Source organism: Winogradskyella immobilis (genome assembly GCF_021887715.1).
GTDB classification, from domain to species: Bacteria; Bacteroidota; Bacteroidia; order Flavobacteriales; family Flavobacteriaceae; genus Winogradskyella; species Winogradskyella immobilis.
On sequence record NZ_JAIQXX010000020.1, the window covers coordinates 12,126 to 35,279 of the forward strand.

General features: G+C 32.2%; 21 protein-coding genes. 8 read left to right on the forward strand and 13 right to left on the reverse strand.

The features are described 5' to 3' along the window. Nucleotides 1-43: 43 nt before the first annotated feature. On the forward strand, nucleotides 44-550 hold the full coding sequence (locus K8Z87_RS12035) for a DinB family protein (RefSeq protein WP_227477819.1): 507 nt from the start codon (nucleotides 44-46) through the stop codon (nucleotides 548-550). 15 nt (nucleotides 551-565) lie between these two features. On the opposite strand, the gene uvrA is transcribed toward K8Z87_RS12035, so the two are convergent. After that, complete coding sequence (gene uvrA, locus K8Z87_RS12040; protein ID WP_227477820.1) at nucleotides 566-3,355, reverse strand: excinuclease ABC subunit UvrA; 2,790 nt, start codon at nucleotides 3,353-3,355, stop codon at nucleotides 566-568. A 234-nt stretch (nucleotides 3,356-3,589) separates the two neighbouring features. On the opposite strand from uvrA, the gene K8Z87_RS12045 reads away from it, so the two are divergent. Then, nucleotides 3,590-4,174, forward strand: a complete 585-nt coding sequence (locus tag K8Z87_RS12045; protein ID WP_227477821.1) for an RNA polymerase sigma factor — start codon at nucleotides 3,590-3,592, stop codon at nucleotides 4,172-4,174. Nucleotides 4,175-4,232: 58 nt separating this feature from the next. Beyond that, a complete protein-coding gene (locus K8Z87_RS12050; protein WP_227477822.1) occupies nucleotides 4,233-4,376 on the forward strand; it encodes a hypothetical protein in 144 nt (47 codons plus the stop codon). 25 nt (nucleotides 4,377-4,401) lie between these two features. Here K8Z87_RS12050 and K8Z87_RS12055 read toward each other — a convergent pair whose 3' ends face one another. Next, a complete protein-coding gene (locus K8Z87_RS12055; RefSeq protein WP_227477823.1) occupies nucleotides 4,402-4,947 on the reverse strand; it encodes a hypothetical protein in 546 nt (181 codons plus the stop codon). Between the two features lie 42 nt (nucleotides 4,948-4,989). Continuing rightward, nucleotides 4,990-5,646 (reverse strand): endonuclease III domain-containing protein, encoded by a 657-nt coding sequence (locus tag K8Z87_RS12060; RefSeq protein WP_227477824.1) that lies wholly within the window; start codon nucleotides 5,644-5,646, stop codon nucleotides 4,990-4,992. A gap of 35 nt (nucleotides 5,647-5,681) precedes the next feature. Between K8Z87_RS12060 and bcp the strand changes: the two genes are divergently transcribed. Further along, nucleotides 5,682-6,137, forward strand: coding sequence for a thioredoxin-dependent thiol peroxidase (bcp, locus tag K8Z87_RS12065; RefSeq protein ID WP_227477825.1), 456 nt, complete (start codon nucleotides 5,682-5,684; stop codon nucleotides 6,135-6,137). A 147-nt stretch (nucleotides 6,138-6,284) separates the two neighbouring features. On the opposite strand, the gene K8Z87_RS12070 is transcribed toward bcp, so the two are convergent. Next, on the reverse strand, nucleotides 6,285-7,736 hold the full coding sequence (locus K8Z87_RS12070) for a TonB-dependent receptor (protein ID WP_227477826.1): 1,452 nt from the start codon (nucleotides 7,734-7,736) through the stop codon (nucleotides 6,285-6,287). An 88-nt stretch (nucleotides 7,737-7,824) separates the two neighbouring features. On the opposite strand from K8Z87_RS12070, the gene K8Z87_RS12075 reads away from it, so the two are divergent. Together K8Z87_RS12075 and K8Z87_RS12080 are read left to right on the forward strand one after the other, a co-directional pair. After that, nucleotides 7,825-8,586, forward strand: a complete 762-nt coding sequence (locus tag K8Z87_RS12075) for an MBL fold metallo-hydrolase (protein WP_227477827.1) — start codon at nucleotides 7,825-7,827, stop codon at nucleotides 8,584-8,586. A 2-nt stretch (nucleotides 8,587-8,588) separates the two neighbouring features. After that, on the forward strand, nucleotides 8,589-9,092 hold the full coding sequence (locus K8Z87_RS12080; RefSeq protein WP_227477828.1) for a hydrolase: 504 nt from the start codon (nucleotides 8,589-8,591) through the stop codon (nucleotides 9,090-9,092). Here K8Z87_RS12080 and K8Z87_RS12085 read toward each other — a convergent pair. From K8Z87_RS12085 to K8Z87_RS12105, 5 genes are all read right to left on the reverse strand, one after another. Beyond that, a complete protein-coding gene (locus K8Z87_RS12085; RefSeq protein WP_227477829.1) occupies nucleotides 9,089-9,736 on the reverse strand; it encodes an alpha/beta hydrolase in 648 nt (215 codons plus the stop codon). The genes K8Z87_RS12080 and K8Z87_RS12085 overlap by 4 nt on opposite strands. After that, entirely contained in the window at nucleotides 9,737-10,069 is a 333-nt protein-coding gene (locus K8Z87_RS12090) for a hypothetical protein (RefSeq protein WP_227477830.1), read from the reverse strand. Next, on the reverse strand, nucleotides 10,069-11,322 hold the full coding sequence (locus K8Z87_RS12095) for a dihydroorotase (RefSeq protein WP_227477831.1): 1,254 nt from the start codon (nucleotides 11,320-11,322) through the stop codon (nucleotides 10,069-10,071). The genes K8Z87_RS12090 and K8Z87_RS12095 overlap by 1 nt, the downstream gene beginning before the upstream one ends. Then, nucleotides 11,319-13,241, reverse strand: a complete 1,923-nt coding sequence (locus K8Z87_RS12100; protein ID WP_227477832.1) for a BatA domain-containing protein — start codon at nucleotides 13,239-13,241, stop codon at nucleotides 11,319-11,321. The genes K8Z87_RS12095 and K8Z87_RS12100 overlap by 4 nt, the downstream gene beginning before the upstream one ends. Before the next feature lie 97 nt (nucleotides 13,242-13,338). After that, complete coding sequence (locus K8Z87_RS12105; protein ID WP_227477833.1) at nucleotides 13,339-14,346, reverse strand: glycosyltransferase family 2 protein; 1,008 nt, start codon at nucleotides 14,344-14,346, stop codon at nucleotides 13,339-13,341. 95 nt (nucleotides 14,347-14,441) lie between these two features. Here K8Z87_RS12105 and K8Z87_RS12110 point away from each other — a divergent pair, with 95 nt between their 5' ends. Next, nucleotides 14,442-16,334, forward strand: a complete 1,893-nt coding sequence (locus tag K8Z87_RS12110; RefSeq protein WP_227477834.1) for a M61 family metallopeptidase — start codon at nucleotides 14,442-14,444, stop codon at nucleotides 16,332-16,334. A 51-nt stretch (nucleotides 16,335-16,385) separates the two neighbouring features. On the opposite strand, the gene K8Z87_RS12115 is transcribed toward K8Z87_RS12110, so the two are convergent. From K8Z87_RS12115 to K8Z87_RS12130, 4 genes are read right to left on the reverse strand one after another with little or no spacing between them, the layout of a single operon-like run. Then, nucleotides 16,386-17,873, reverse strand: coding sequence for a S10 family peptidase (locus K8Z87_RS12115; protein WP_227477835.1), 1,488 nt, complete (start codon nucleotides 17,871-17,873; stop codon nucleotides 16,386-16,388). 28 nt (nucleotides 17,874-17,901) lie between these two features. Beyond that, nucleotides 17,902-18,672 carry a TIGR02757 family protein gene (locus tag K8Z87_RS12120; protein ID WP_227477836.1) on the reverse strand — a complete coding sequence of 257 codons (771 nt, stop codon included), beginning with the start codon at nucleotides 18,670-18,672 and terminating at the stop codon, nucleotides 17,902-17,904. A 16-nt stretch (nucleotides 18,673-18,688) separates the two neighbouring features. Continuing rightward, nucleotides 18,689-19,069, reverse strand: a complete 381-nt coding sequence (locus K8Z87_RS12125; protein WP_227477837.1) for a RidA family protein — start codon at nucleotides 19,067-19,069, stop codon at nucleotides 18,689-18,691. A gap of 19 nt (nucleotides 19,070-19,088) precedes the next feature. Next, nucleotides 19,089-21,899 carry a putative LPS assembly protein LptD gene (locus K8Z87_RS12130; protein ID WP_227477838.1) on the reverse strand — a complete coding sequence of 937 codons (2,811 nt, stop codon included), beginning with the start codon at nucleotides 21,897-21,899 and terminating at the stop codon, nucleotides 19,089-19,091. Nucleotides 21,900-22,009: 110 nt separating this feature from the next. Here K8Z87_RS12130 and K8Z87_RS12135 point away from each other — a divergent pair, with 110 nt between their 5' ends. Further along, nucleotides 22,010-23,143 (forward strand): N-acetylmuramoyl-L-alanine amidase family protein, encoded by a 1,134-nt coding sequence (locus tag K8Z87_RS12135; RefSeq protein ID WP_227477839.1) that lies wholly within the window; start codon nucleotides 22,010-22,012, stop codon nucleotides 23,141-23,143. The last annotated feature ends 11 nt before the right edge of the window (nucleotides 23,144-23,154 follow it).

The window sequence follows — 23,154 nt, forward strand, 5'->3', positions numbered from 1 at the left end:
TAAGGGTTTTTTATTATGTTTACTCAACCTAATAAAATAAACTATGAAATTAAATTCTGACGAATATAATCCTTACTATCAACCTTTTATTTCTAAAGCTACTGAAGGCTCTATTTCAGAAGCACTAACAAACAATTGTAAGACTGTTATAGAGTTTTATAACAATATACCTCAAGAAAAGCTAGATTACGCTTATGCAGAAGGAAAATGGACGATTAAAGACATGTTAATACATTTAATTGATACAGAGCGTGTGTTTTCTTATAGGGCTATGCGAATAGCTCGACAAGACAAAACAGAAATGGCGGGTTTTGAGCAAGATGATTATGTTATGGCAGCACAAACCAATACAAGATCTATAGAGGATTTGCTTAATGAATATAAGGCTGTAAGACAAGCAACAATAGCTTTGTATAAGTCATTTTCTGAAGAAGAGCTTAAGTCTATTGGTACAGCGAGTGGTTCGCCAATATCAGTAAGAGCAATTGGTTGTATTATTACAGGACATGAGAATCATCACAACAATATGATTAAGGATAGATATCTTTAATAAATAAGATATCGGTTACAATTTTTCTGCAAGATATTTCCCAGTAATAGAATTCGGATTTTCAACGATTGCTTCAGGCGTGCCTTGTGCTACCAATTGACCTCCATGTTTACCACCTTCAGGTCCTAAATCGATAATATAATCTGCACATTTTATCAGTTCAATATTATGTTCTATTACAATAATAGAATGCCCTTTACCAATTAAAGCTTGAAAAGACGTTAATAATTTTTGAATGTCATGAAAGTGAAGTCCTGTTGTAGGCTCATCAAAAATAAATAAGGTATTATCTCCTCGAGTTCCTTTTCCTAAAAACGAAGCAAGTTTAATACGTTGCGCTTCACCACCAGAAAGGGTAGAAGAGCTTTGTCCCAAAGTGACATAACCCAAACCAACATCTTGCAATGGTTGTAGTTTGCCGTGAATTTTTTTCTGACCATTGGTTTTAAAGAAATCAATAGCATCATCAATCGTCATATTAAGAATACTGTCAATCGATTCTCCTTCAAAAGCAACTTCTAAAACCTCTTTTTTAAAACGTTTGCCATGGCATACATCACAGGTTAAATGCACATCAGCCATAAACTGCATTTCAATAGTAACTTCTCCTTCGCCTTTACAGGTTTCACAGCGTCCACCATCGACATTAAAGCTAAAGTGTTTAGCTTGGTAATTGCGTATAGTGCTCAATTTTTGATTGGCATAAAGTGCACGTATATCATCGTAAGCTTTAATATAAGTTACTGGGTTTGAACGCGAAGATCGCCCAATAGGGTTCTGATCTATAAATTCTATTTGTTTAATATTAGTGTAGTTCCCTTTTAGCTCAGTAAACTGTCCAGGTTTGTCGCCAAAACCTGTGAGTTGTTTTTGCAACGCAGGAAACAATAGTTTTTTAACTAAAGTACTTTTGCCACTACCAGAAACACCGGTAATAACTGTTAGCATATTTAGCGGAAAAGTAACATCTATATTTTGAAGATTGTTTTCTCTAGCTCCAATAATATCAACTTGGTATTTTGAAGTTCGACGTTTTTCAGGCACTGCAATTTCTAAGTTGCCGTTAAGGTATTTTGCGGTTAACGTATCAGATTTTAAAATACCTTTAAAATCACCAACAGCCATGACTTCACCACCAAAAGTACCTGCTTGCGGACCAATATCAATAATGGCATCAGCAGCTTTCATAATGTCTTCATCGTGTTCAACTACAATAACGGTATTGCCTAAATCGCGTAAAGATTTTAAAACATCTATTAAACGTTCGGTATCTTTTGGATGTAATCCAATACTAGGTTCATCTAAAATATACATAGAGCCTACAAGGCTACTTCCTAATGATGTTGCTAAGTTGATACGTTGACTTTCTCCACCTGACAATGTGTTAGAGCGTCTGTTGAGTGTTAGATAATTCAATCCCACATTTGCTAAAAACTCTAGGCGAGTATGTATTTCCTTTAATAAGCGCTTTCCAATTTTAGCATCGTATTCATTTAAAGATAGTTCTTTAAAAAAAACAGCCAATTCATCTAAAGGTAAATCTACTAGATCTGTAATGGTTTTGTTTTCTACCTTAACGTAAGCAGCTTCTTCTCGTAGACGCTTTCCTTTGCATACTGAGCATTTTGTTTTTCCGCGGTAACGGGATAACATAACACGATTCTGAATTTTATAAGCCTTAGATTCAAGTTCAGCAAAGAAACTATTTAAGCCTTCAAAATGTTCATTGCCTGTCCAGATTAATCCTTTGTGTTCTTCGCTTAATTGAAAATAGGGTTTATGTATAGGAAAATCGAATTTATGAGAGTTATTAACCAATTGGTCTCTATACCAGCTCATACTTTCTCCACGCCAAGGAAATACGGCATTTTCGTATATAGATAGAGCTGTATTTGGGATGACCAATTCTTCATCTATGCCAATAATATCACCATAACCTTCACATTTTGGACAAGCTCCATACGGATTATTAAAACTAAACAGGTGTGCATTAGGTTCTAGAAATGTTAGACCATCAGCTTCAAACTTATTATTAAATAAGGTTTGATTTTTATCTGACAAAGATTCTATAATACAAGTACCATTGCCTTCAAAAAAAGAAGTTTCAATAGCATCTGCTAGGCGATTTAAAAAATCCTCTTCATTTTTATAAATAATTCGATCGACGACTAAATATAAATCTTTATCCGTTTTTATAGCTTTAGTTAAGGCATCTTCAATTCGTAAAACTCCCTCTTTGTATTTTATACGAGCGTAACCTTGTTGTGCTAGTGTTTGCAATTTATTTTCTACAGTGCGTCCTTCTTCAAGAGTAATAGGCGAGAGTAGTAGTAATTTAGAACCTTCTTCAAATTTGGAGATAAAGTTAATGACGTCTGATGTGGTATGCTTTTTTACAAGATCTCCAGAAATAGGAGAATAGGTTTTACCGACACGAGCAAACAATAATTTTAGATAATCGTAAATTTCTGTAGTGGTACCAACTGTAGATCTAGGATTGGTGGAGTTCACCTTTTGTTCAATAGCTATTGCTGGTGCAATCCCTTTAATATAATCAACTTTAGGTTTATTTAAACGCCCTAAAAATTGACGGGCATAACTGCTTAAACTTTCTACATAACGACGTTGGCCTTCTGCATACAGTGTATCAAAAGCCAAACTAGACTTCCCAGAACCCGATAAACCCGTAATAACTACCAACTTATTTCTAGGAATAACAACATCTATATTTTTTAAGTTGTGCAGTCTAGCACCTTTTATAATAATATTTTCTTTAGGACTAACGTCTAAAACGGTGTTGTTCATAGGTTTTTTGCTGTATAATTTCGCAAAGATACCATAAGTATTTTACAGGACGAAATGGATAAATAACAGATTAAATGTTAAATATTGGTGCGAAATTTTGTTTTTTCGGAATGATTGTTGTTATATTGTTGTTATAATTTTCATAAAAACAACTGCGTATACATAATATTACTTTAAGAAACAGCTAAAACCCCAAGTAGAAAAGCCTGCTTTTCTGCACTTAAAGTACTTATTATGAAACAAAATCTTATCGAAGACGCAGTTCTTGTCAAGAATTACATTAAAGGAGACGAAAACGCATTATCAATTTTGGTTAAGCGTCACAAACAAAAAATTTACAGTTTTATTTACTCTAAAGTTTACGATAGAGATATTACTGAAGATGTTTTTCAGGACACTTTTATTAAAGTGATTAAAACACTAAAACGAGGAAAGTATAACGAAGAAGGCAAATTTTTGCCATGGGTTATGCGTATTGCGCATAACTTGGTTATTGACCATTTTAGACGTAATAGCAGAATGCCTAAGTTTGATAATACTGGTGAATTCAGTATTTTCTCAGTACTTAGTGATTCGTCTTTAAATGCAGAAAAGAGCATTATTAAAACTCAAGTAGAATCTGATGTAAGGCGTATTATTGAAGAATTGCCAGAAGACCAAAAACAAGTGTTATTGATGCGTATGTATCAAGATATGAGCTTTAAAGAAATCTCAGAACGCACAGGCGTTAGTATTAATACAGCATTAGGACGTATGCGTTATGCATTGATCAATCTAAGAAAGGTTATCGATCAAAATAACATAGTTTTAACGAATTAATACAATAAAGTTAATTTTGTTACGTTATTGTTTTTGAATGAACCCATAAACATAACAAATGGCAAAAATTTACTCTGACTGTACCCCAAAAAATGTTAACCTAAACCCAAAAGACGAAACAGTAGATTTCATCTTAAATTATTCTAAGGCTTTAAGTGTTATAAGTTATAATAAATTGAAGTTTGAAGCACTTCTGAATTAAATTAAAAACGCCGTAACTCTTTGAGTTAGGGCGTTTTTTTGAATAACACTTCGGCGTATTCGTGTGTGGTTAAATATTCTTGTTTTAAACTTTTTAAGTAATTAATAACGCTTTGTCTAAATGGATAAACTGGGTTTAAACAATTATATCCATCATTATCCATAACGGTTAATGCTAAATACCAAGTTCCTGTTCTAGAGGTATAAATACTTGAAAGGTCTGTAGCGAAATCTCCATTAGATGTGGCAGCATCAATGGCAATAGGTACTAAATTTATAGTTTCGGTAGATTTTTCAGCTTCATAAAAAGATAAAAAGTATTGAACCCCATCAATCTTAAATGGCACATCGTAATCTACATCAATATGATTTAACTGAAACTTAGTATCGATATAGGTGTAAAATTCATTAGCATCTTTAGGATCTTTAAAGATAAAAGCATACTGTTCTGGAAGTTGTCTTTTAAATTTTTTAGCGACCATAATTTTTTGATCTTCAATTTTTGGAGCTATTCTAATAGGAATACATGATGTTATTAGTAGAAGCGCAACTAAAAAATAAAAATGTTTCATGGATTAGGTTTTGCTTTAATCCACAATTACTATACCAGACTATTATTTATGTTTCTTATAATAATCATCTAAAACGGTTTGTCTACCAATCGTTTTTGTAATAATATCTTTGTCTAAATCCCAACCACGAGCAGGAGAATATTGACGACCATACCATATAATTTGAAGGTGTAAATCGTTCCAAAGTTCTTCAGGAAATAAACGTTTAGCATCTTTTTCAGTTTGCACCACATTTTTACCATTGGTTAAATTCCAACGGTACATTAAACGATGAATGTGTGTGTCTACAGGAAATGCAGGAATACCAAAAGCTTGTGATAATACTACTGCAGCCGTTTTATGGCCAACGGCAGGCAAGGCTTCTAAGGCTTCGTATGTTTGTGGAACTTCACCATTGTACTTATCTATTAAAATTTGAGACAATCCGTGTATGCCTTTACTTTTCATAGGAGATAAACCAACAGGCTTTATAATCTCTCTAATCTCTTCTACGGTCAGTTTTACCATATCGTATGGATTATCAGCACGCTCAAAAAGTAAGGGTGTAATTTTATTAACACGTACATCGGTACTCTGTGCCGACATTAATACGGCTATTAATAAAGTATATGGATCTTTGTGATCTAAAGGAATTGGGATTTCTGGATATAGCTTATAAAGAGTATTGATAACAAACCTTACCTTTTCTTGCTTCGTCATTTCGTTGTATTTTTGCAGAAACAAATTTACATAATATGACACACTTAAAGGTTGGTGATGCTGCACCAAATTTTTCAGCTTTAGATCAAGATGGAAATACAATAACACTTAACGATTATAAGGGCAAAAAATTAGTTTTATTCTTTTATCCTAAGGCAAGTACACCAGGTTGTACAGTAGAAGCATGCGATTTAAGTGATAACCATGCTCGTTTTGAATCTCAAGGTTATGCAATATTAGGTGCTAGTGCTGATAGCCAAAAACGCCAATCTAACTTTAGAAACAAATACGGATTTCCTTATCCTTTATTAGCAGACGAAGATAAATCGGTAATAAATGCTTTTGGAGTTTGGGGGCCAAAGAAATTTATGGGTAGAGAATACGATGGTATTCATAGGACGACTTTTGTAATTGATGAAAATGGTATTTTAGAAGATGTGATTACTAAAGTAAAGACGAAGAATCATACGGATCAGATTCTAATCCAATAAAAAAGCTGCCTAAAAAGTAATTTATTTTACCATTCATAACTGTTACATTGAGTGCAGTCGAAATGGAAGCGAGGTCATTGAATTTAATAAAATTCTTTATCCCAATAGCTTTCGAGACATTCTGAATGGCATTTTTATAAGGTTTCTCTATTTATGTAGAATCTCTTCAGATTCGTAACCAAATAATGCTTTTTCTTTAATGAGCTTAGCAACACCTTCAGGTAGCATAGTTTCCCAACCAGGTTCTCCATCGGCTATCATTGCTAATACTTTACGAGAGAAAATACTTAAAATAGAGTTGTCGTAATCATTAATATCTACAACTTTACCATTGTATTTAAAGAACTTATAGAGTTCTTTCATTCTAGGATGAACTTTTAATGTTTCACTATTTGTAATAGATCCATCTTCATTTTGCATTGGATATAAATACACTCTTAAGTCTTTATAGAAGAGTTTTCCAAAAGCTTCTAAGATACCACCACTTAAATGACGGTAATATTTTTCGTCAAAAATATCAATGAGGTTGTTAACTCCCATAGCTAGACCCATTCTACTTTTAGAATATTGTGAAAAATATTCCACAAGTTTATAGTATTCCTTAAAATTAGAAATCAACACCGTTTGTCCTAGAGAGCAGAGTAGACGTGCTCTATCCATAAAATCTTGCTCGTCTATTTCGCCTTCGGCACGGAGATTAGATAAGGTAATTTCAAAAATAACTTGTGTTTTTTCAATATCAACTTTATTTTCTTTTATGAACATTTCATAAGATTTCTGAAACATGTCCATATTTACCTTTGTTACAGGTCTAAAACTACCTCTTAATGTTAATATGTTCTTTTTATAAAGTACACGTGCAGGCAACACATTATTACCATCTGGGGCAAACATTACGGCATCTGTCATTTCATTTTTAACCAGTTGTAAGCTCATTAATCGATTATCAACTTCTTCAAAAACGGGTCCAGAGAAATTAATCGTATCGATTTCTATCTGATCTTTGTCTAAATGATCGTAGAGGTATCTTAATAATTTTTTTGGTTCGTTATACTTGTAAAACGCACCATATATAAGGTTTGTACCTAACTTTCCTAATGTTTCTTGTTGCAATCTAGCATCATTTTCTTTAAAACGAATATGCAAAACAATGTCATTATAATCTTGGTCTGGTTTTACTTGGTATTTAATACCAACCCAACCATGACCTTTGTATTTTTTTGCAAAATCAATAGTTGCAACAGTATTGGCGTAAGCGAAAAATATTTTGTCAGGATGCTTGTCTCTAGTAATACGTTGCTCCATTAGAGCCATTTCATGATCTAGCATTTTTCTTAAACGCGCTTCAGTCACATAACGCTTATCGTTTTCAATACCGTAAATGGCATCACTAAAATCTTTATCGTAAGCAGACATGGTTTTTGCTATAGTGCCAGACGCACCACCAGCTCTAAAGAACTGACGTACTGTTTCTTGTCCAGCCCCAATTTCAGCAAAGGTTCCGTAAATATCTGAGTTTAAATTAATACGTAGACATTTATCTTTTAAGGAAGGAATGTTTTCAAAACCTTTATCTGATCTATACTTAATTTCAGTCATAATGCTTTAATTAATAGCAGTTACAAAGGTATCAATTTAGTATAGCAAACAAAAAAATAAACTTATTTTTGTCTTAAACTTAACACACTTGAAAATAACATTTTTAGGCACTGGTACATCGCAAGGAATTCCTATTATAGGAAGCACACATCCTGTGTGTTTAAGTGACAATCCAAAGGATAAACGATTAAGAGTTTCTGTGCTTATTGAGTGGAGTGGTTACAGTTATGTCATTGATTGTGGACCAGATTTTAGGCAGCAGATGCTAAATGCTAAATGCACTAAACTTGATAGCATTCTCTTTACGCATGAGCATGCAGACCATATTATGGGATTGGATGATATTCGTCCATTTTTTTTTAAACAAGGAGCTATAGATATTTATGGGCATCCTAGAGTTTTTAAAGCTTTAGAACGTTGTTTTGATTATATTTTTGAAACAGAAAACAAATATCCAGGTGCGCCTAGTGTTAATACACATGCGATTACTAATGCAGTTTTTGAATTAAATGGTATAAATGTTATGCCAATTGACGGTTTGCATAATAAACTTCAAGTATACGGCTACCGTTTTAATGATTTTGCGTATTTAACGGATATGAAAACTGTTCCAGATGCTGAAATAGAAAAACTCTATAACCTAGACGTTTTGGTCGTTAATGCATTGCGAGAAGCACCGCATATTTCTCATTTTAATTTAGAAGAAGCTTTAGCTTTTATTGATAGGGTGAAGCCAAAACGTGCATATTTAACACATATTAGTCATCTTCTTGGGTTTCATGACGAAGTGCAACAAAATTTACCAGAAAACGTTTATTTAGCTTATGATAATCTTGAAATCACTATATAATTATGAAGCGTAGAATTTTTATGTACTTGTTTATCTTTTCAGTTTTACTGATTATTTTTCAATATGTGAATTCAAAAAACATCATTGATAAATATGAGAAGGATATAAAAACCTATAAGTCAAAGAAAGAGAAGTATGAAAAAGACATTAGCCAACTCGAAGAAGAAAAATTTGAATTGTCTTATTTTTCTATAGATAATAATGAAGAAGCCTTAACTTATTTTGAAGATTTAGGGTATGATACTGCGACGCTTATTCCAGCAATTATAGATGGACTTTTAAGCATGAATGTTTATGAAGGTGAAGATCATCCTATTGTACCTTTTGCATCTATGACTTCTTCTAAAATATTGATTAATAAAATAAAAATCTTAAATCATAAGTGGATTATAGCAAATTTCACTGATGGAAAACATTGGGGCGAAATTTTTGTGAATTATGAAATTGATGAAAAACAAGAATTAAAATATACGCTTACCGATTACTTTTTATATCCAGTAAACTAGATACGTTTTATAAGCCAATCTTTTAGTTCGTAAAAGTTTTGTGGTGCAACACCATGGCCTACTGGGAACTCAGCATATTTGTGCTTAATATTTAATTCGTTTAAAAACGGAGATGCTTTTCTTGCCCAGTCTACAGGAATAACCTGATCTACACTTCCATGCGAGCAATAAAAATCTAAATGAGAATAGTCTTCAGTATTTGAATGCGCTTCAATAATATCGGTATTAATATAACCACTAAGTGCTATCACCTGTTTTACTTTTTCAGGGTAAGTCAACGCTACAGCGTAACTTAAAATAGTACCTTGACTGAATCCTAAGAGTGTAACATTGTCGCTATTAACATGGTATTTAGTAGAAATATCATCTATAAAATTAGAAATTATATCTCTAGATGATTTGGCCTGTTCATCATCACTCCATTTATTTTGATTAGCGTCAAAGTTGATAGCATACCAGGCATTTCCATAAGGTTGAAGCGAATATGGAGCACGTACGGATACGATAAATAATTCTTCGGGTAATTCTGATGCAAACGAAAACAAATCGTTTTCATCACTACCGTAACCATGACACATAATTAGCAAAGGTGCATTTTCGGTTAAGGTTGATGGGCGTGTAATATAATGTAAAGAGTCACTCATTTATCTACCTACATTATAAAACCATTTCTGAAACAACTCACCAATCATCGGTACAGTCTGCACTTTTCCCATAAAAGCATTTATAAAACCATAGAGTAGTAGCGATCCAAATCCTACCCATAAACAAAGGCGAAGCATAGAAGAATCAAAATTGCTAATACTAATAGCACATATAAAATAAAACAACCAAATGCCTATAGATTGTCTGATATGGAAACTCGTAAATTCGTTTTTACGATCGTTATTTAAAAAATAAGCAATGACTATTCCAAAAATAGGTAAATAGCTTACCCAAGCTAAGGTTTTACCTTCTTGTATTGTTTGTTCGGTCATTAGTGAATTTCAATTTTATCATTTGCTATAATACCATAAGACTTACCTTTAAGCTTAGTATTTATGAAGCAACTATTTTTAGATTTTGAAAGTATATCGGATTCAGAAAATGTATAAGTAATATCTGGATTAAAAAGCGTTAAGTTAGCTTTATTACCTTCTTGTATTGATGTAGCATCAAAACCAAATCTCGATTTTCCTTGCGTTAACAGACTTACTGTTTTCTTAGTTGTAAATAAAGTTTGCAACGCTCCAAAAGCAGACTCTAAGCCAATTGAGCCATTAATTGCATAATCGAATTCAATTTTTTTATGTTCTATATCAATAGGGTTGTGGTCTGAGGTGACCATATCTATAGTTCCATCTCTTAAACCTTCTATAAGTGCGTCAATATCTGTTTGTGTTCTTAAAGGAGGAGTAACTTTAAAATTAGTATCAAAATCTTGAAGCTCATTATCTGTAAACATAATATTGTGTATGGCAACAGAACATGTAACATCTAGGTTTTTAGCTTTAGCTTCTCTAATTAGTGCTACTGATTTTGCGGTTGAAATGGTTGGAATATGTAGTTTACCTTCTGTATACTCTAATAAAAACAAATCACGTGCTATTTGTAATTCTTCCGCAAGAGCAGGATTTCCTTTTAAACCTAATTTGGTGCTATTAATATGCTCATTCATTACGCCAAGTCCGGTAATCTGAGATTCTTGAGGAAATGAGAATACCAGCCCATCAAAAGTACTAGCGTATTGCAACGCAATTTTCATTAGATTAGGATTAGTTATTGGCTTTTGATAATCGTAGAAACCAACGGCTCCCGCATTTTTCATGTCAAACAGCTCAGCGAGATTAATACCATTACTATTCTGCGTTAATGCACCAAGTGTTTTTAAAGCAACTGCATTTTCATTAGCTTTTGCATTTACAAAAGCAATATCAGCATAACTGTCAATAACAGGATTACTATTCGCATTTAAAACGACACTAGAGAATCCTGATTTTGCAGCGGTTTTTAAACCATTGTTAATCGTTTCTCTTTCTTCAAAACCTGGCTCACCAAAAGATACAGAACTATCAAACCATCCTTGAGATACATGGAGGTTTTCTAATTTAATTTCTTGATAATTTTTAGGGTTAGGAATGCGTTTTGAAATCTTGCTAATGTTTCCGTTTTCAATTAAAATATCAACCTTTTGATTGTGAAAATCACTTTTAGAATCAACGATGGTTGCAGATTTTATGAGTGCGTTCATTTAAGATATTTTAAGATTAGCATCTCTATAATTAAAAATACTAGGGCAAAAATAACAAACCATTTCCATAGCGCGTTAATATTTGTATTACTTTTTATATCATCCATAACCGTTGAGAATGATGAATCTACTGTATATGCTGCATTGAGGTCTAATTTGTGATATGTAAGATTGCTTTCAACTCGGTTATAATTAAAACTTAAGTTCTGTAATGGTTCTAACTTATTTTTAACTTCAACTATGCCTGCATTATTTGGGTAATCGTTTACGGTAATTGCTACATAATTACTATAAGTTTGCTGTAAAGGAATAGTAGAATTTTCATTAGAAACAAAAGTTAGAATATCATCTTGTGCTAGTTGGGTGCTGATATCTATAGTGTTTGGAGTACCAATGGTATAGTATAGTTTTGGCAAGGCTAAACTTTGCTTACCAAGATTATATAATATTGGGACTATTAAAGGTGAATTTTTAAAGTTGCTATTGCTTTCATTTATAGCTGTAGAAAACAAATAGCTTTTAGAGTTACCAACTAAAAAGGCGTTGCCATCCTCAAAATTAAAAATTGCATTTGCATTTGAACTTAAATTATAGGTAGTATTTACTTTAGGATATTGAAAATTTGATACACGATTATAAAATGCGTTTTCTATTATAGGGTGATCATAATTAATAGCAGTTAAGCGTTTTTCTATACTGTTTTGTTTTGTTAAACTTGGCAGAGAAACAGCATTAAGTAATTGATTATAAGATTCTAAATTAGATTCAGTTGAAGGAATAATTAATAGTGTACCTCCATCGATTTTAAAAGCTCTCAACGCATTAATTAAAGCATTAGGTATGTTTTTTAGTTCATTTAAAATTATTAAGTTTTGTTGACCTATAATAGTATAGTTAAGTGCACTAGATTCAAAAGATTGAAAATTAAACTCATCATTGGTATATAATTTTCTTAGAAAACCATCTGATGCTTCATTAATACTTAATACATTAATTTTTTCTGGAGCGTTAATATTAAAATACAAACGGTTATCATATTGTAAGCCTGCATCTTCAATAGAAATCTCTCCATTTATAATTTGGTTATTTGGTAATGTAAAAGTAGTGGTAGTCTTACCATCAACATTTACGGCTGTTTTGGCAATTAACTCGTTATCATTTATTAATGAAACAGAGACATTATCTACAGGGTTACCTTGGTGTGACAGTACAACATTTAATTCAATATTTTCACTAGTATTCTTTGCTATATATGCGCTATCAATACTAATATTATTAGTAATTATAGATGTGGGTTGTACTAACTTTAAAGTTACTGTGCTATCTACTTCAAAATCTAAGGGTTTACCTTTTTGTTGAAAATCAGAAAGCAAAACTAGATTTTTTACAGAAGTAGGATCGTTAGTAAAATATTGTTTCCCTTTTATATAAGCAGACTCATAAGTTAATTGACTTGTAGAATATTTTAACTGAATTAAATCGTTGCTAATACTTTTTACAGTTTCGTCTCTAAATACATCTTCGTTAGTATAAATAGTGACTGATTCATTTTCAGGAACATTACTAATTATTGATTGTACAGCTTCATTTAATAAACTACCATTATTGCCTTTAGCTTCCATGCTAAAGGAATTGTCTATATAAATAACAGTTTCACTTTTGGTAGAAAAGTTTTCTAAATTAGAAGTAAATGGCTGCGCAAATGCAATAACAGCAAATAGTATTATTAATAAACGCGTTATTAAAGTCAACCATTTTTTTAATTGAGAACTCTTGCGTGTTTGAAGTTTTACATTTTTTAAAAACTTAACATTAGTAAACTCAACATTTTGAAAACGTCTAAGCTGAAATAGATGAATAATAATAGGAATGAGCAGTAGAAGTAGAGCCCATAGAAGTTCTGGATGTTTAAACTGCATTCCTTAAGTTTCGCGTTTTAAATTTATTTATCAATTCAAATATAGACAAAGGTTGTAGATTATAACGATGCGATTTTGACAATTTTAACTTTTACCCTTAACAGAAGAAAAAATAATCAATCATTGATTTCATATTTAAGTTTTTAAAATAGTCTTTAATCTGCAGTTGTTCATTATCATTTGCCACAGTAACAATGGTTTGAGGTAAATGAAATTCCTTTAAAACTTCAAAAGGCAGAAGTTTTTGCCCGTAAATATCTTTTCCAATTTTTTTTGGATTATCACAAATCCAAAAAAATGGAATATGTTTTTTAACTAATGTTTTTGCAATAGATTTCCCCTTAAATCCGGCTCCCCAAACAGTTAATGGACGAGTGGAATCGTAATCTAATTCTAAAAAATAATGGAGTTTAATGTCTAAAAAATAATTTTGAGCATAATGTATATGTGTTCTAGAGGTTCTGGTACTATAATCGCGCCAATGATGCAGAGTTTTATCATTTGGTATACATATGTAACCATGTTTATAAAAGCGAAATGTTAGGTCGTAATCTTCAGGATAACGGTTGGGTATAAAAGCACCACATGCTATTAAATCCTCTCTGTAAATCATCCAACACGGTGAAGCAATTGAACATTCTTTATATATTTCAGAATAATTTAAACCTAATTTTGTCAATCGATTTAGCCATGCTTCGTATTTAGCATAACCATTGCTAATTCCTTCAGCACTAAAATATTTAACGAGACCTAAAGCTACATGACCTTTACCATAATCTAAGAGTTGATTAGACATAATTTCAAGCTTATCAACTGACATTACATCATCACTATCCATACGTGTTACAAATATTCCTTTACTATGCTTAAAAGCTGTTCTAAGCGCTTCAATAATACCGAAACCTTCGTTTTTTAAAAGTTTTATTCTTGAATCTTTTTTAGCAAATTTCTCAACAATTTGGTAGGACATGTCTGAAGAATGATCATCGACAATAAGCAATTCCCAATGGCTATAAGTTTGATTTTTTATAGACGTTAAGCAATCCTCTATATATAAAGATACATCTTTAAAAGGTGTTAAAATACTTATTAGAGGTTGCTGCATTTGGCTAATATAGTAAATGCCATTTTAACAAATACTTAGTTGTTAAAATGCAATAGAGTTGTAGATTTGTAACATTAGAAAAATTAATAGTAATTATGAAACAAGTAATAGCCATTATAGGCTTAAGTTTAGTTTTAGTAGGTTGTGGATCAGCTAAAACAGGTAAAGATGATTCAGCATCAAATAACCCAATAGCAACAGCATTAGATCTTACTAAGGTAGATAATGATAGAGTTCCAGTAAGTATTAATCCTGGTCGTTTTTCTCAAGAAAGCGTCACTTATAGATTGCCGAAAGTAGTCCAAGGTACATATTCCGTGAGTGATTTTGGTAAATATATAGAGGATTTTAAAGCTATAGATTACAGTGGTAATGAGTTATCCGTAAATAAAGTAGATGCTAATACTTGGACGATATCTAACGCTACTGAATTAGATAAAATCATCTATTATGTTAATGATACTTATGATATTGAATCTTCAGGTGGTATAGGAGGAGAGCAGCCATTTTCACCAGCAGGGACAAATATAGAACCTACAAATTACGTATTAAATCTTCATGGTTTTATAGGCTATTTTGATTCTTTAAAAAACAATCAATATGCATTAGACGTTACAGCACCTTCTGATTTTGTGCGTACATCAGCATTAGAAGTAAAATCAACAGCACCAACTACTGACGGTAATGCTTCTACTACAAGTTATTTTGCACAGCGTTATTTTGATATTACAGACAATCCTATGATGTATGGAAATCTTGATGTACAAGAGTTTTTAGTAGGTGATATAAAAATTGTATTAAGTGTGTATTCTCCTAATGGAACGCATACGGCAGCAAGTTTAAAACAGACGATGTCCGATATGATGAAAGCACAAAAAGCCTATTTAGGTGATGTTAATAGTACACCGCGATATGATATCTATTTATATTTATCTGATGGAGCAGATACATCACCAAAAGGATTTGGGGCATTAGAGCATCATACATCTACAGTAGTTGTTTTACCAGAAGCTTCGTCAAAAGAAGGTTTAGCTAAATCCATGATTGATGTCGTAGCACATGAGTTTTTCCATATTGTAACCCCATTATCTGTACATTCTGAAGATGTGCATTATTTTGATTATAACGCACCTACATTTTCTAAGCATTTGTGGATGTACGAAGGTGTTACGGAATACTTTGCGCAACACTTTCAGGTTAAAGAAGGTTTAGTCGATGCAGATGAATTTTATAATGTTGTTATGCAAAAAATTAGTACTTCAAGACGTATGAATGATGCTATGAGCTTTACAATAATGAGTGAGAATGTACTTGATGAAAAATATGCGCCAGAATATTTTAATGTCTATCAAAAAGGAGCTTTAATAGGTATGTGTATTGATATATTAATGCGAAAAGAAAGTAACGGCACACGTAGCATGTTATCGCTTATGAAAGAATTATCTGCACGTTATGGTAAAGAAAAACCATTTGTAGACGATAATATAATTACTGAGATTACAGAAATGACGTACCCAAGTGTTGGAGAATTTTTAAAGACGCATGTAGAAGGTGATGTGCCAATTAATTATAACGATTTCTTTACAATGGCAGGTCTTAAATTAGGCGAAACTGAAGTGGAGACCAATTATATATTTGCTGGAGGACAAAATGTTGTTTTTGATGCTGACCAAAGTAAAGGAATTATTTTCTTTTCTCCAGTAGCATTAAAAAATTCGTTTTGGGCTTCTCAAGGTGTAAAGGTAGGAGATGTTATCAAAAAGGTTAATGGATCAGATTTAACATTAGCAAACGCACAACAAGTTATAGGCGGAATGTTTAGTTGGCAAGAAGGACAAGAAATTACAATGGAGTTAGAGCGCGATGGAGAACCAGTAAAGATTGAAACTAAGTTAACTAAAGCGACAGCTAAAAGTGAAGGTTTAGTAGAAGATGAAAATGCTACTGACGCTCAAAAAGAGTTACGTAAAGCATGGCTAAAAGGGTAATAAAACTTTAAATAATATAAAAAAGGCTTCCGAATTGGAAGCCTTTTTTATTTAATACTTAGCAGCTTTACCATTAGCTGAAGATTGCTTTATAAATTCTCGCAAATCATCATTTGCATTTATAAGATCTTCATTGCGTAAATACATCATATGTCCACTACGATAGCCTTTAAAACTAAAACGATCTTTTAATTTTCCACTAGGATCTGTTTGCCATTGACTGTATTTAGCTGCAAAATAAGTCGTAGCTCCGTCATAATATCCAGATTGTGTTAATACTTTTAAATATGGATTTTGCGCCATAGCTTGTCTTAAATCATCGCGAACATTATCATTACTACGATCCCAATTACCAACATTACCAAACACATTGTATTTTACATCTGTAGAAAAACCTAATTCATTTTTTATATAATAATTAATTGCAGGAGCAAAAGAATGTAACCAAGAGGTTAGTTCTGCACTATAATCTGGGCTAATGCCAGTTTCTACTTTGTCTATTCCTATATATCTCGAGTCTAAGCGCCCAATGGTTTGTCCTGTTTTATCACGTAATAATTCCTTCCAAAAAAAACGATTAGGAACATCTAAATTTTGCTGCAAAATTACTTTTTCAGATAAACCTGAGTAGTAGCTCATTTTCTTGGCAATAGCTTTTCGTTCTACATCCGAAATAAATCCACCTTTAGAAATTGCAGGAATTAATTCATTTACCGCAAAATTTTCAGCTTCAGGTAAAATATCTAAAAGATCTTTACTTTGTAATTCAGAAGGTAACATTTTATGATACCAAGCTGCAGCTGTATAATAAGGTAAATTTAAACTTGATGATACAGGACCACCAGTTCGTAACACCTTATAATCTGCAGGAGAGACCATGATTACACCATTTAAATACATCCATTGGCTATTTTGCAACTCTAGAGCAAGCCCCATAACACGCGTACCTCCATAACTTTCACCAATGATATATTTAGGTGATTCCCAACGGTTGTTGCGTGTAACAAAGGTGTTAATCCAGCTTGCTAAATACTTTATATCTGCATTAATACCAAAGAACATGCTATCATCGGCATATTTGCCATCTTTCATCATTACTTTACGAGAGTAACCTGTATTTACTGGATTTACATAAACAATATCTGCGACGTCTAAAATAGAATTAGGATTGCTTTTTACTCCATAAGGTTGAATTGGGTAACCTTCGTCATCGATATTTAAAACTTTTGGACCTGTATAAGCCACATGCATCCATACAGAAGCAGAGCCAGGACCACCATTAAAGGAAATAATTAAAGGACGTTTATTAACGTCTTTTACATTGGTGCGTTTATAATAAGTATAATATAGAGAAGCTGTAACATAACCTTCAGAGTCCCAAACGGGTTGAAACCCAGTCATAGCCTTATAAGTAATAGACTGTCCTTTTATAGTTGTCGTATGATTGGTAACATAAGATGTGTCTACAGGGATTTTTAAATCTTGAGAAAAACTAAGAATTGAGCAACACAGTAAAGCAAATAAAAATTTAATTTTCATAGAAGAATATTTTAAGCACTAAATATACTTAAAAGCCTTCAAAAACTCCTAAACCAAATAGCGCGAAATCGTATTTAACAGGGTCGTCTTTGTCTAATCTTCTAAGATTAGTGTCTAACTCTAATAATGCTTTGCCATCATTTTGTTTTCGTTTTAATAAACTTAATTTTCGAGCTACATTACCCGAATGCACATCTAGTGGGCAACTCAATTGCGATGGAGAAAGGGTGCTCCAGATACCAAAATCTACACCGTTATTATCTTTACGAACCATCCAACGTAAAAACATGTTAATACGTTTGGCTGCAGAATTTTTGAGAGGATCACTGACATGCTTTTTTGTGCGTTCTAAATGTTCTATTTCAAAGAACACTTGTTTAAAATGATGTATACTGTTTTGTAATGATTTAGTGTCCGCATGTTTTGCAAACAGAGTTTCTAAGCCATAATGATTTGTGTAGATATGTTTTAAACTGGTAATAAATTGAATAAAATCAAAACCATTAAATGTGCGATGGACAAAAGGTAAAAGCTTTTTTAAATCAGTTTCTTGATGTTGCATTACAAATTCGTAGGGAGAATGATCGAGTAGGAGCATCATTCGTTTCGCATTATTGATAATACTTTTACGATTACCCCAAGCGATAGTAGCTGTTAAAAAACCAGAAATTTCAATATCTTCCTTTTTAGAGAATAAATGAGGAATTTGAATAGGGTCACTTTCAATAAACTTAGGGTTATTGTATTCTATGACTTTTTCATCTAAAAAATCTTTGAGTTCTGCTTTTTTGAGTTTCAAATAAGAATATTGATTATTACTTAACCGCAATCATGCTAATCTCAACATTTACAGATTTTGGTAATCTGGCTACTTGTACCGTTTCTCTTGCAGGTGCAGTAGCTTCATCAAAATAACTTCCATAAATAACATTGATTTGCCCAAAGTTATTCATATCACTAATAAATATAGAGGTTTTAATAACGTTTTCAAAAGTCATATCGGCAGCTTCTAAAACAGCTTTCATGTTCTCCATTACTTGTCTGGTTTCTGTTTCTATATCATCTAATACCAATTCCATAGTATTGGGATCTAGAGCAATTTGTCCAGAAGTATATAATGTATTTCCTGTTAAAACAGCTTGATTATAAGGGCCAATTGGGGCAGGAGCTTTTGAAGTGTTGATTATTGTTTTCATCTTTTATTAAAATTTATATTTAATTGCCTATACGTTGATCTGGTCTACGACGTTGCTCATACTTTAAATCTTGTAAGAAATTAGATTTTATACCAATAAAGAAATTCCATGAAGCTCGATCGCTAAGTGGTACCCATGTAAAATTCATACGCCAACTCAGCAAATCACGTTCAAAACGTAGTTGTGTAAACGTAACCCCTTTATTTAATAAATCGTAACCAGAAGATGCACCTACTGACCATTTTGGGGAAAGTTCAATATCACCAGAGAACATAAGTGAATGCGAAGAAATTCTATCTTCTCTACGCACATTAGTGTAATTAACAGCATAAGCTAAATTTAGCCTCCACGGTATTTTATAATTATAAAACTCTTGTTTTTCATCTTTTTCATCAGGATTATCTCTACCATTATTACGTATAATTTGATTAGAAAAATCTTGAGAAACACCAAATAAATCATCGGCACGTCCACCAGAACGTATCGACTCTTCTCTGGCACGTCGTTCTGCTTCAGATTCTTCTTCCTCTTCATCATCCTTGTTACCTTTACTAAATGTTTTGTTGCTTAACGAATAACTAATATTAGCATTGGCAGATGTTAGTCTAAACAGGCTCCCGCCATTATTAATATTAAATGTATTAATCTTATTGTTGTTATTGTCTAGCGCGTATGGATCTAGAGTTGCAGAAAAATTAATATTCATTTTATTGTTAAGAATTTGAGTGCCGCCACTCATTCTAACAGGAGCTAATTGCAAAGAATCTGCAGCAATATCGTAGCTAGTAGAAAAATTAAGATTGTTTAATAAAATAATTTTTTTTGGTTCTGCGTCAGTCGAATCTTTAGAACGGACTTTTGCTTCTATATTATTACCTATAGATAAGCCTATAGAACTAGACAATCGATTACTAGGAGCGCCGAATAATGACCGTTCAAAACGTGTAAACTCAACTTCATCAGTTGTGGTTCCGTCAGCATCAACAATTTCAAAAGTTTCATAAAATTGATCAAAAGCAGGACTCAACGTATAAGTTAAAGCGGGTCTAATAACATGCCTTATTTTTTGAACTAAAGGGTTTTTGCCTTCTCTTTCAAAATCATAGAGGCCATAAATAGTAGTCCCAATACTAGTACTAAAATTATAAGTTCTAAAGCTATCAAAACCATTAACATCTGTTGTAACTATTTCTTGAGTAGCTTGATCAAAAAAACGATTTATGGTATTTAATGTCCAATTCTCTTGATAATTACTACTAGCACTAACACTAAAATGTTTAAACAACTTAAAGTTAGTTGTTATAGGTATTGTATGTTGTATGCCTGCTAATGCATCATCAAACATGGCACTAGTACCAAATAAAGAATCTGTAGTGGAAATGCGATATTCACCTCTAGAGTTGTATTGAAAATTTATATTCTGAAGAATTCCTTTTTTAGTACCATTTTTAGGAGCAAATGGAAAAACACGACCGACAGAGGTTTGGAATGTAGGTAATGTTAAATCAATCTGTTCTGTCTGACTATTTTGGGTATGTGTTGCAGTTAAGCTAACGTTAACTTGCGGTTCTCCTTCAAATGTTTTTGAATAAGAAACTGAAGATGATAATGTGTTATTTAAAAACTGATTAGTATTTAGTTGATTTACAGATTGTTGAAAAAACTGACTACTTCCTAAGTTAACCGATGCCGAGAATCTAGAATTAGGACTTGCCTTAGGGTCTTGTGAATGCGTCCAACGAATATTATATATCGTATTTTGAGAAAAATCAGGAAAACCTCTTTCGCTATTTAATAAGTTTTCATACCTAAAACTAAAATTACCATTAAATCTATAACGATTAGCATAATTACTTTCTAGACGTAAACCGTAACTACCATTAGTATAATAATCTCCCAAAACCGCTAAATCTACATAATCGCTAATGGCAAAATAATAACCACCATTTTGGATATTATACCCACGATCGTTTCCGACATCATCTCCAAAAGTCGGAAATATAACTCCAGATTGCCCTTTAGAGTCGGTATTTAATGGTGCAAAAGCAAAGGGGAGCGCAATAGGTGTAGGCACACCAAATATTTCCATATGCGAAGGTCCCAAGACTAATTTTTTGCCAGGAACAAATTTTAACTTTGAGACTATAATTTCATACTCTGGATCATCTAAATTTTCTGAAGTAGTTAATCTAGCATTCCTCATAAAAATGAGCGAGTCATTTTCACGTTTTGTAATCGGTGCCTTTATATTAAAACCACTTTGCTCGGTTCTAGAATTAAAAATAACAGCTTTTCGTGTTTCTTTATTAAAAATTATAGAGTCAGGCTCTATAACATTTTGGCCTTGTGTAAAAACAGGCCTTTGGCTATAACCTGTAGAATCTTTAAGGCGTCCGGCGTAGATTAAATTTGTATTATTATCAATAACAATGGTACCTGCCGTAATTTCCATATCTAGGTATTTAACTATGGCATTATCATGTAGTGTTACCTTTTGAGTTTTGTTGTTTAGGGATACATAACCTTCTGCATCATAATAAGTTATATCCTCTAATAATTCCTTTGGTTTATTTATAGAATCATTTTTAATAGTATCTTGTTCCTTAAGATTAACTAACTTTTTAAGTGTAGAGTCAGCAGGGATCCTAACAGTATCTTTTTTTATAGTCTTAGGTTTTATTTCTTTTTTAGGTGGAGGAATATCTTGCGCGAAGCTAAAAGTGTTGATAAACACTGTAAAACTTAGGGCTAAAAGTATCTTAAGACTATTTGTACGCAATCCTTTTAAATGTATTTTTGTAAAAGTATGGCTCGGTTTTTGAAACGCCAAAATTACATATATTTTTTTGTGAATGTTTTATTAACGCAGTTAAAATTTAAAATAAAATACGGTATAATTTTTATAGTAATAAACACAGTTTTTTAGCCGTTTAATGAATTATGAAAACGCATATAAACTACATATTAGTATTTTTAGTTGTAATTTTTAGTATAGGTTTAACTCCTAAAGTAAAAGCACAATCTTCTGCAGATAAATTTATAGTAGTTTTAGATGCTGGTCATGGAGATGGAGATCCAGGGAATTTAGGTAACGGTTATAAAGAAAAAGACATTGCACTTAAGGTTGTTTTAGCATTAGGGAGAGAGTTAGAAAAGGACAATAAAATTAAAGTAATGTATACACGCAAAACAGATGTTTTTCTAGAATTACATGAGCGTGCAGATATTGCAAATAAGGCAGATGCTGACTTATTTGTGTCGATTCATTGTAATTCGGTGAGTAATTCTAAACCTTACGGAACAGAAACTTTTGTATTAGGAGCAAAAAATTCACAAAGAAATTTTGAAGTTGCAAAAAAAGAAAATGAAGTTATTTTTCTTGAAAAAGATTACGAACAAAATTATGCTGGGTTTGATCCAAGATCACCAGAATCTACAATAGCTATAGGAATAGAGCAAGAAATTTATGTAGAGCAAAGTATTGTTTTAGCACGTAAAATTGAAGACAATTTTGTTAATGTAGCTAAGCGTAAAAGTAGAGGATTAAAACAGGCAAGTTTACTTGTTATAAGAAACACATATATGCCAAGTGTGTTAGTAGAATTAGGGTTTTTAACAAATAAACGCGAAGGAGCGTATTTAAATTCTAAAGCCGGACAGACAAAAATGGCAAACTCAATTAAAGAAGCTATCCTGTCATATAAAAACGAAATTGATCAAAATGTAGGAGACCGTTTTGTTATTGATAACTCAAAAACAGTAGTTAGTACAGATTCGGAGACTGAAGAAACAACTTCTCAGATTATTAAAAATGTACATTTTAAAATACAAATCTCTGCTAGTTCAAAACGTGTAGCTACTAAATCGTATAATTTTAAAGGTTTAAATACTATAACTCGAGAAAAACAAGGGGATTTATATAAATACTTTTATGGAAATACTCAAGATTATAATATAGCTAAAACCTTAAAAGAAGAAGCTAAAAATAAAGGCTATAGCACCTGTTTTATTGTGGCTTATAAAAACGGAAAAAAAGTAAGTGTTGATGAAGCTTTAAAATCAGCTTCGAATTAAATGGGTTAATT

Coding starts and splice junctions, on each gene's coding strand:
- K8Z87_RS12070 (WP_227477826.1), bottom strand. CDS start 7,736: ATGACTGAAATTAAGTATAGATCAGATAAAGGTTTTGAAAACATTCCT.
- K8Z87_RS12110 (WP_227477834.1), top strand. CDS start 14,442: ATGAAACAAGTAATAGCCATTATAGGCTTAAGTTTAGTTTTAGTAGGT.
- K8Z87_RS12125 (WP_227477837.1), bottom strand. CDS start 19,069: ATGAAAACAATAATCAACACTTCAAAAGCTCCTGCCCCAATTGGCCCT.
- K8Z87_RS12050 (WP_227477822.1), top strand. CDS start 4,233: ATGGCAAAAATTTACTCTGACTGTACCCCAAAAAATGTTAACCTAAAC.
- K8Z87_RS12090 (WP_227477830.1), bottom strand. CDS start 10,069: ATGACCGAACAAACAATACAAGAAGGTAAAACCTTAGCTTGGGTAAGC.
- bcp (WP_227477825.1), top strand. CDS start 5,682: ATGACACACTTAAAGGTTGGTGATGCTGCACCAAATTTTTCAGCTTTA.
- K8Z87_RS12100 (WP_227477832.1), bottom strand. CDS start 13,241: ATGCAGTTTAAACATCCAGAACTTCTATGGGCTCTACTTCTACTGCTC.
- K8Z87_RS12060 (WP_227477824.1), bottom strand. CDS start 5,646: ATGACGAAGCAAGAAAAGGTAAGGTTTGTTATCAATACTCTTTATAAG.
- K8Z87_RS12095 (WP_227477831.1), bottom strand. CDS start 11,322: ATGAACGCACTCATAAAATCTGCAACCATCGTTGATTCTAAAAGTGAT.
- uvrA (WP_227477820.1), bottom strand. CDS start 3,355: ATGAACAACACCGTTTTAGACGTTAGTCCTAAAGAAAATATTATTATA.
- K8Z87_RS12085 (WP_227477829.1), bottom strand. CDS start 9,736: ATGAGTGACTCTTTACATTATATTACACGCCCATCAACCTTAACCGAA.
- K8Z87_RS12045 (WP_227477821.1), top strand. CDS start 3,590: ATGAAACAAAATCTTATCGAAGACGCAGTTCTTGTCAAGAATTACATT.
- K8Z87_RS12135 (WP_227477839.1), top strand. CDS start 22,010: ATGAAAACGCATATAAACTACATATTAGTATTTTTAGTTGTAATTTTT.
- K8Z87_RS12115 (WP_227477835.1), bottom strand. CDS start 17,873: ATGAAAATTAAATTTTTATTTGCTTTACTGTGTTGCTCAATTCTTAGT.
- K8Z87_RS12105 (WP_227477833.1), bottom strand. CDS start 14,346: ATGCAGCAACCTCTAATAAGTATTTTAACACCTTTTAAAGATGTATCT.
- K8Z87_RS12080 (WP_227477828.1), top strand. CDS start 8,589: ATGAAGCGTAGAATTTTTATGTACTTGTTTATCTTTTCAGTTTTACTG.
- K8Z87_RS12035 (WP_227477819.1), top strand. CDS start 44: ATGAAATTAAATTCTGACGAATATAATCCTTACTATCAACCTTTTATT.
- K8Z87_RS12055 (WP_227477823.1), bottom strand. CDS start 4,947: ATGAAACATTTTTATTTTTTAGTTGCGCTTCTACTAATAACATCATGT.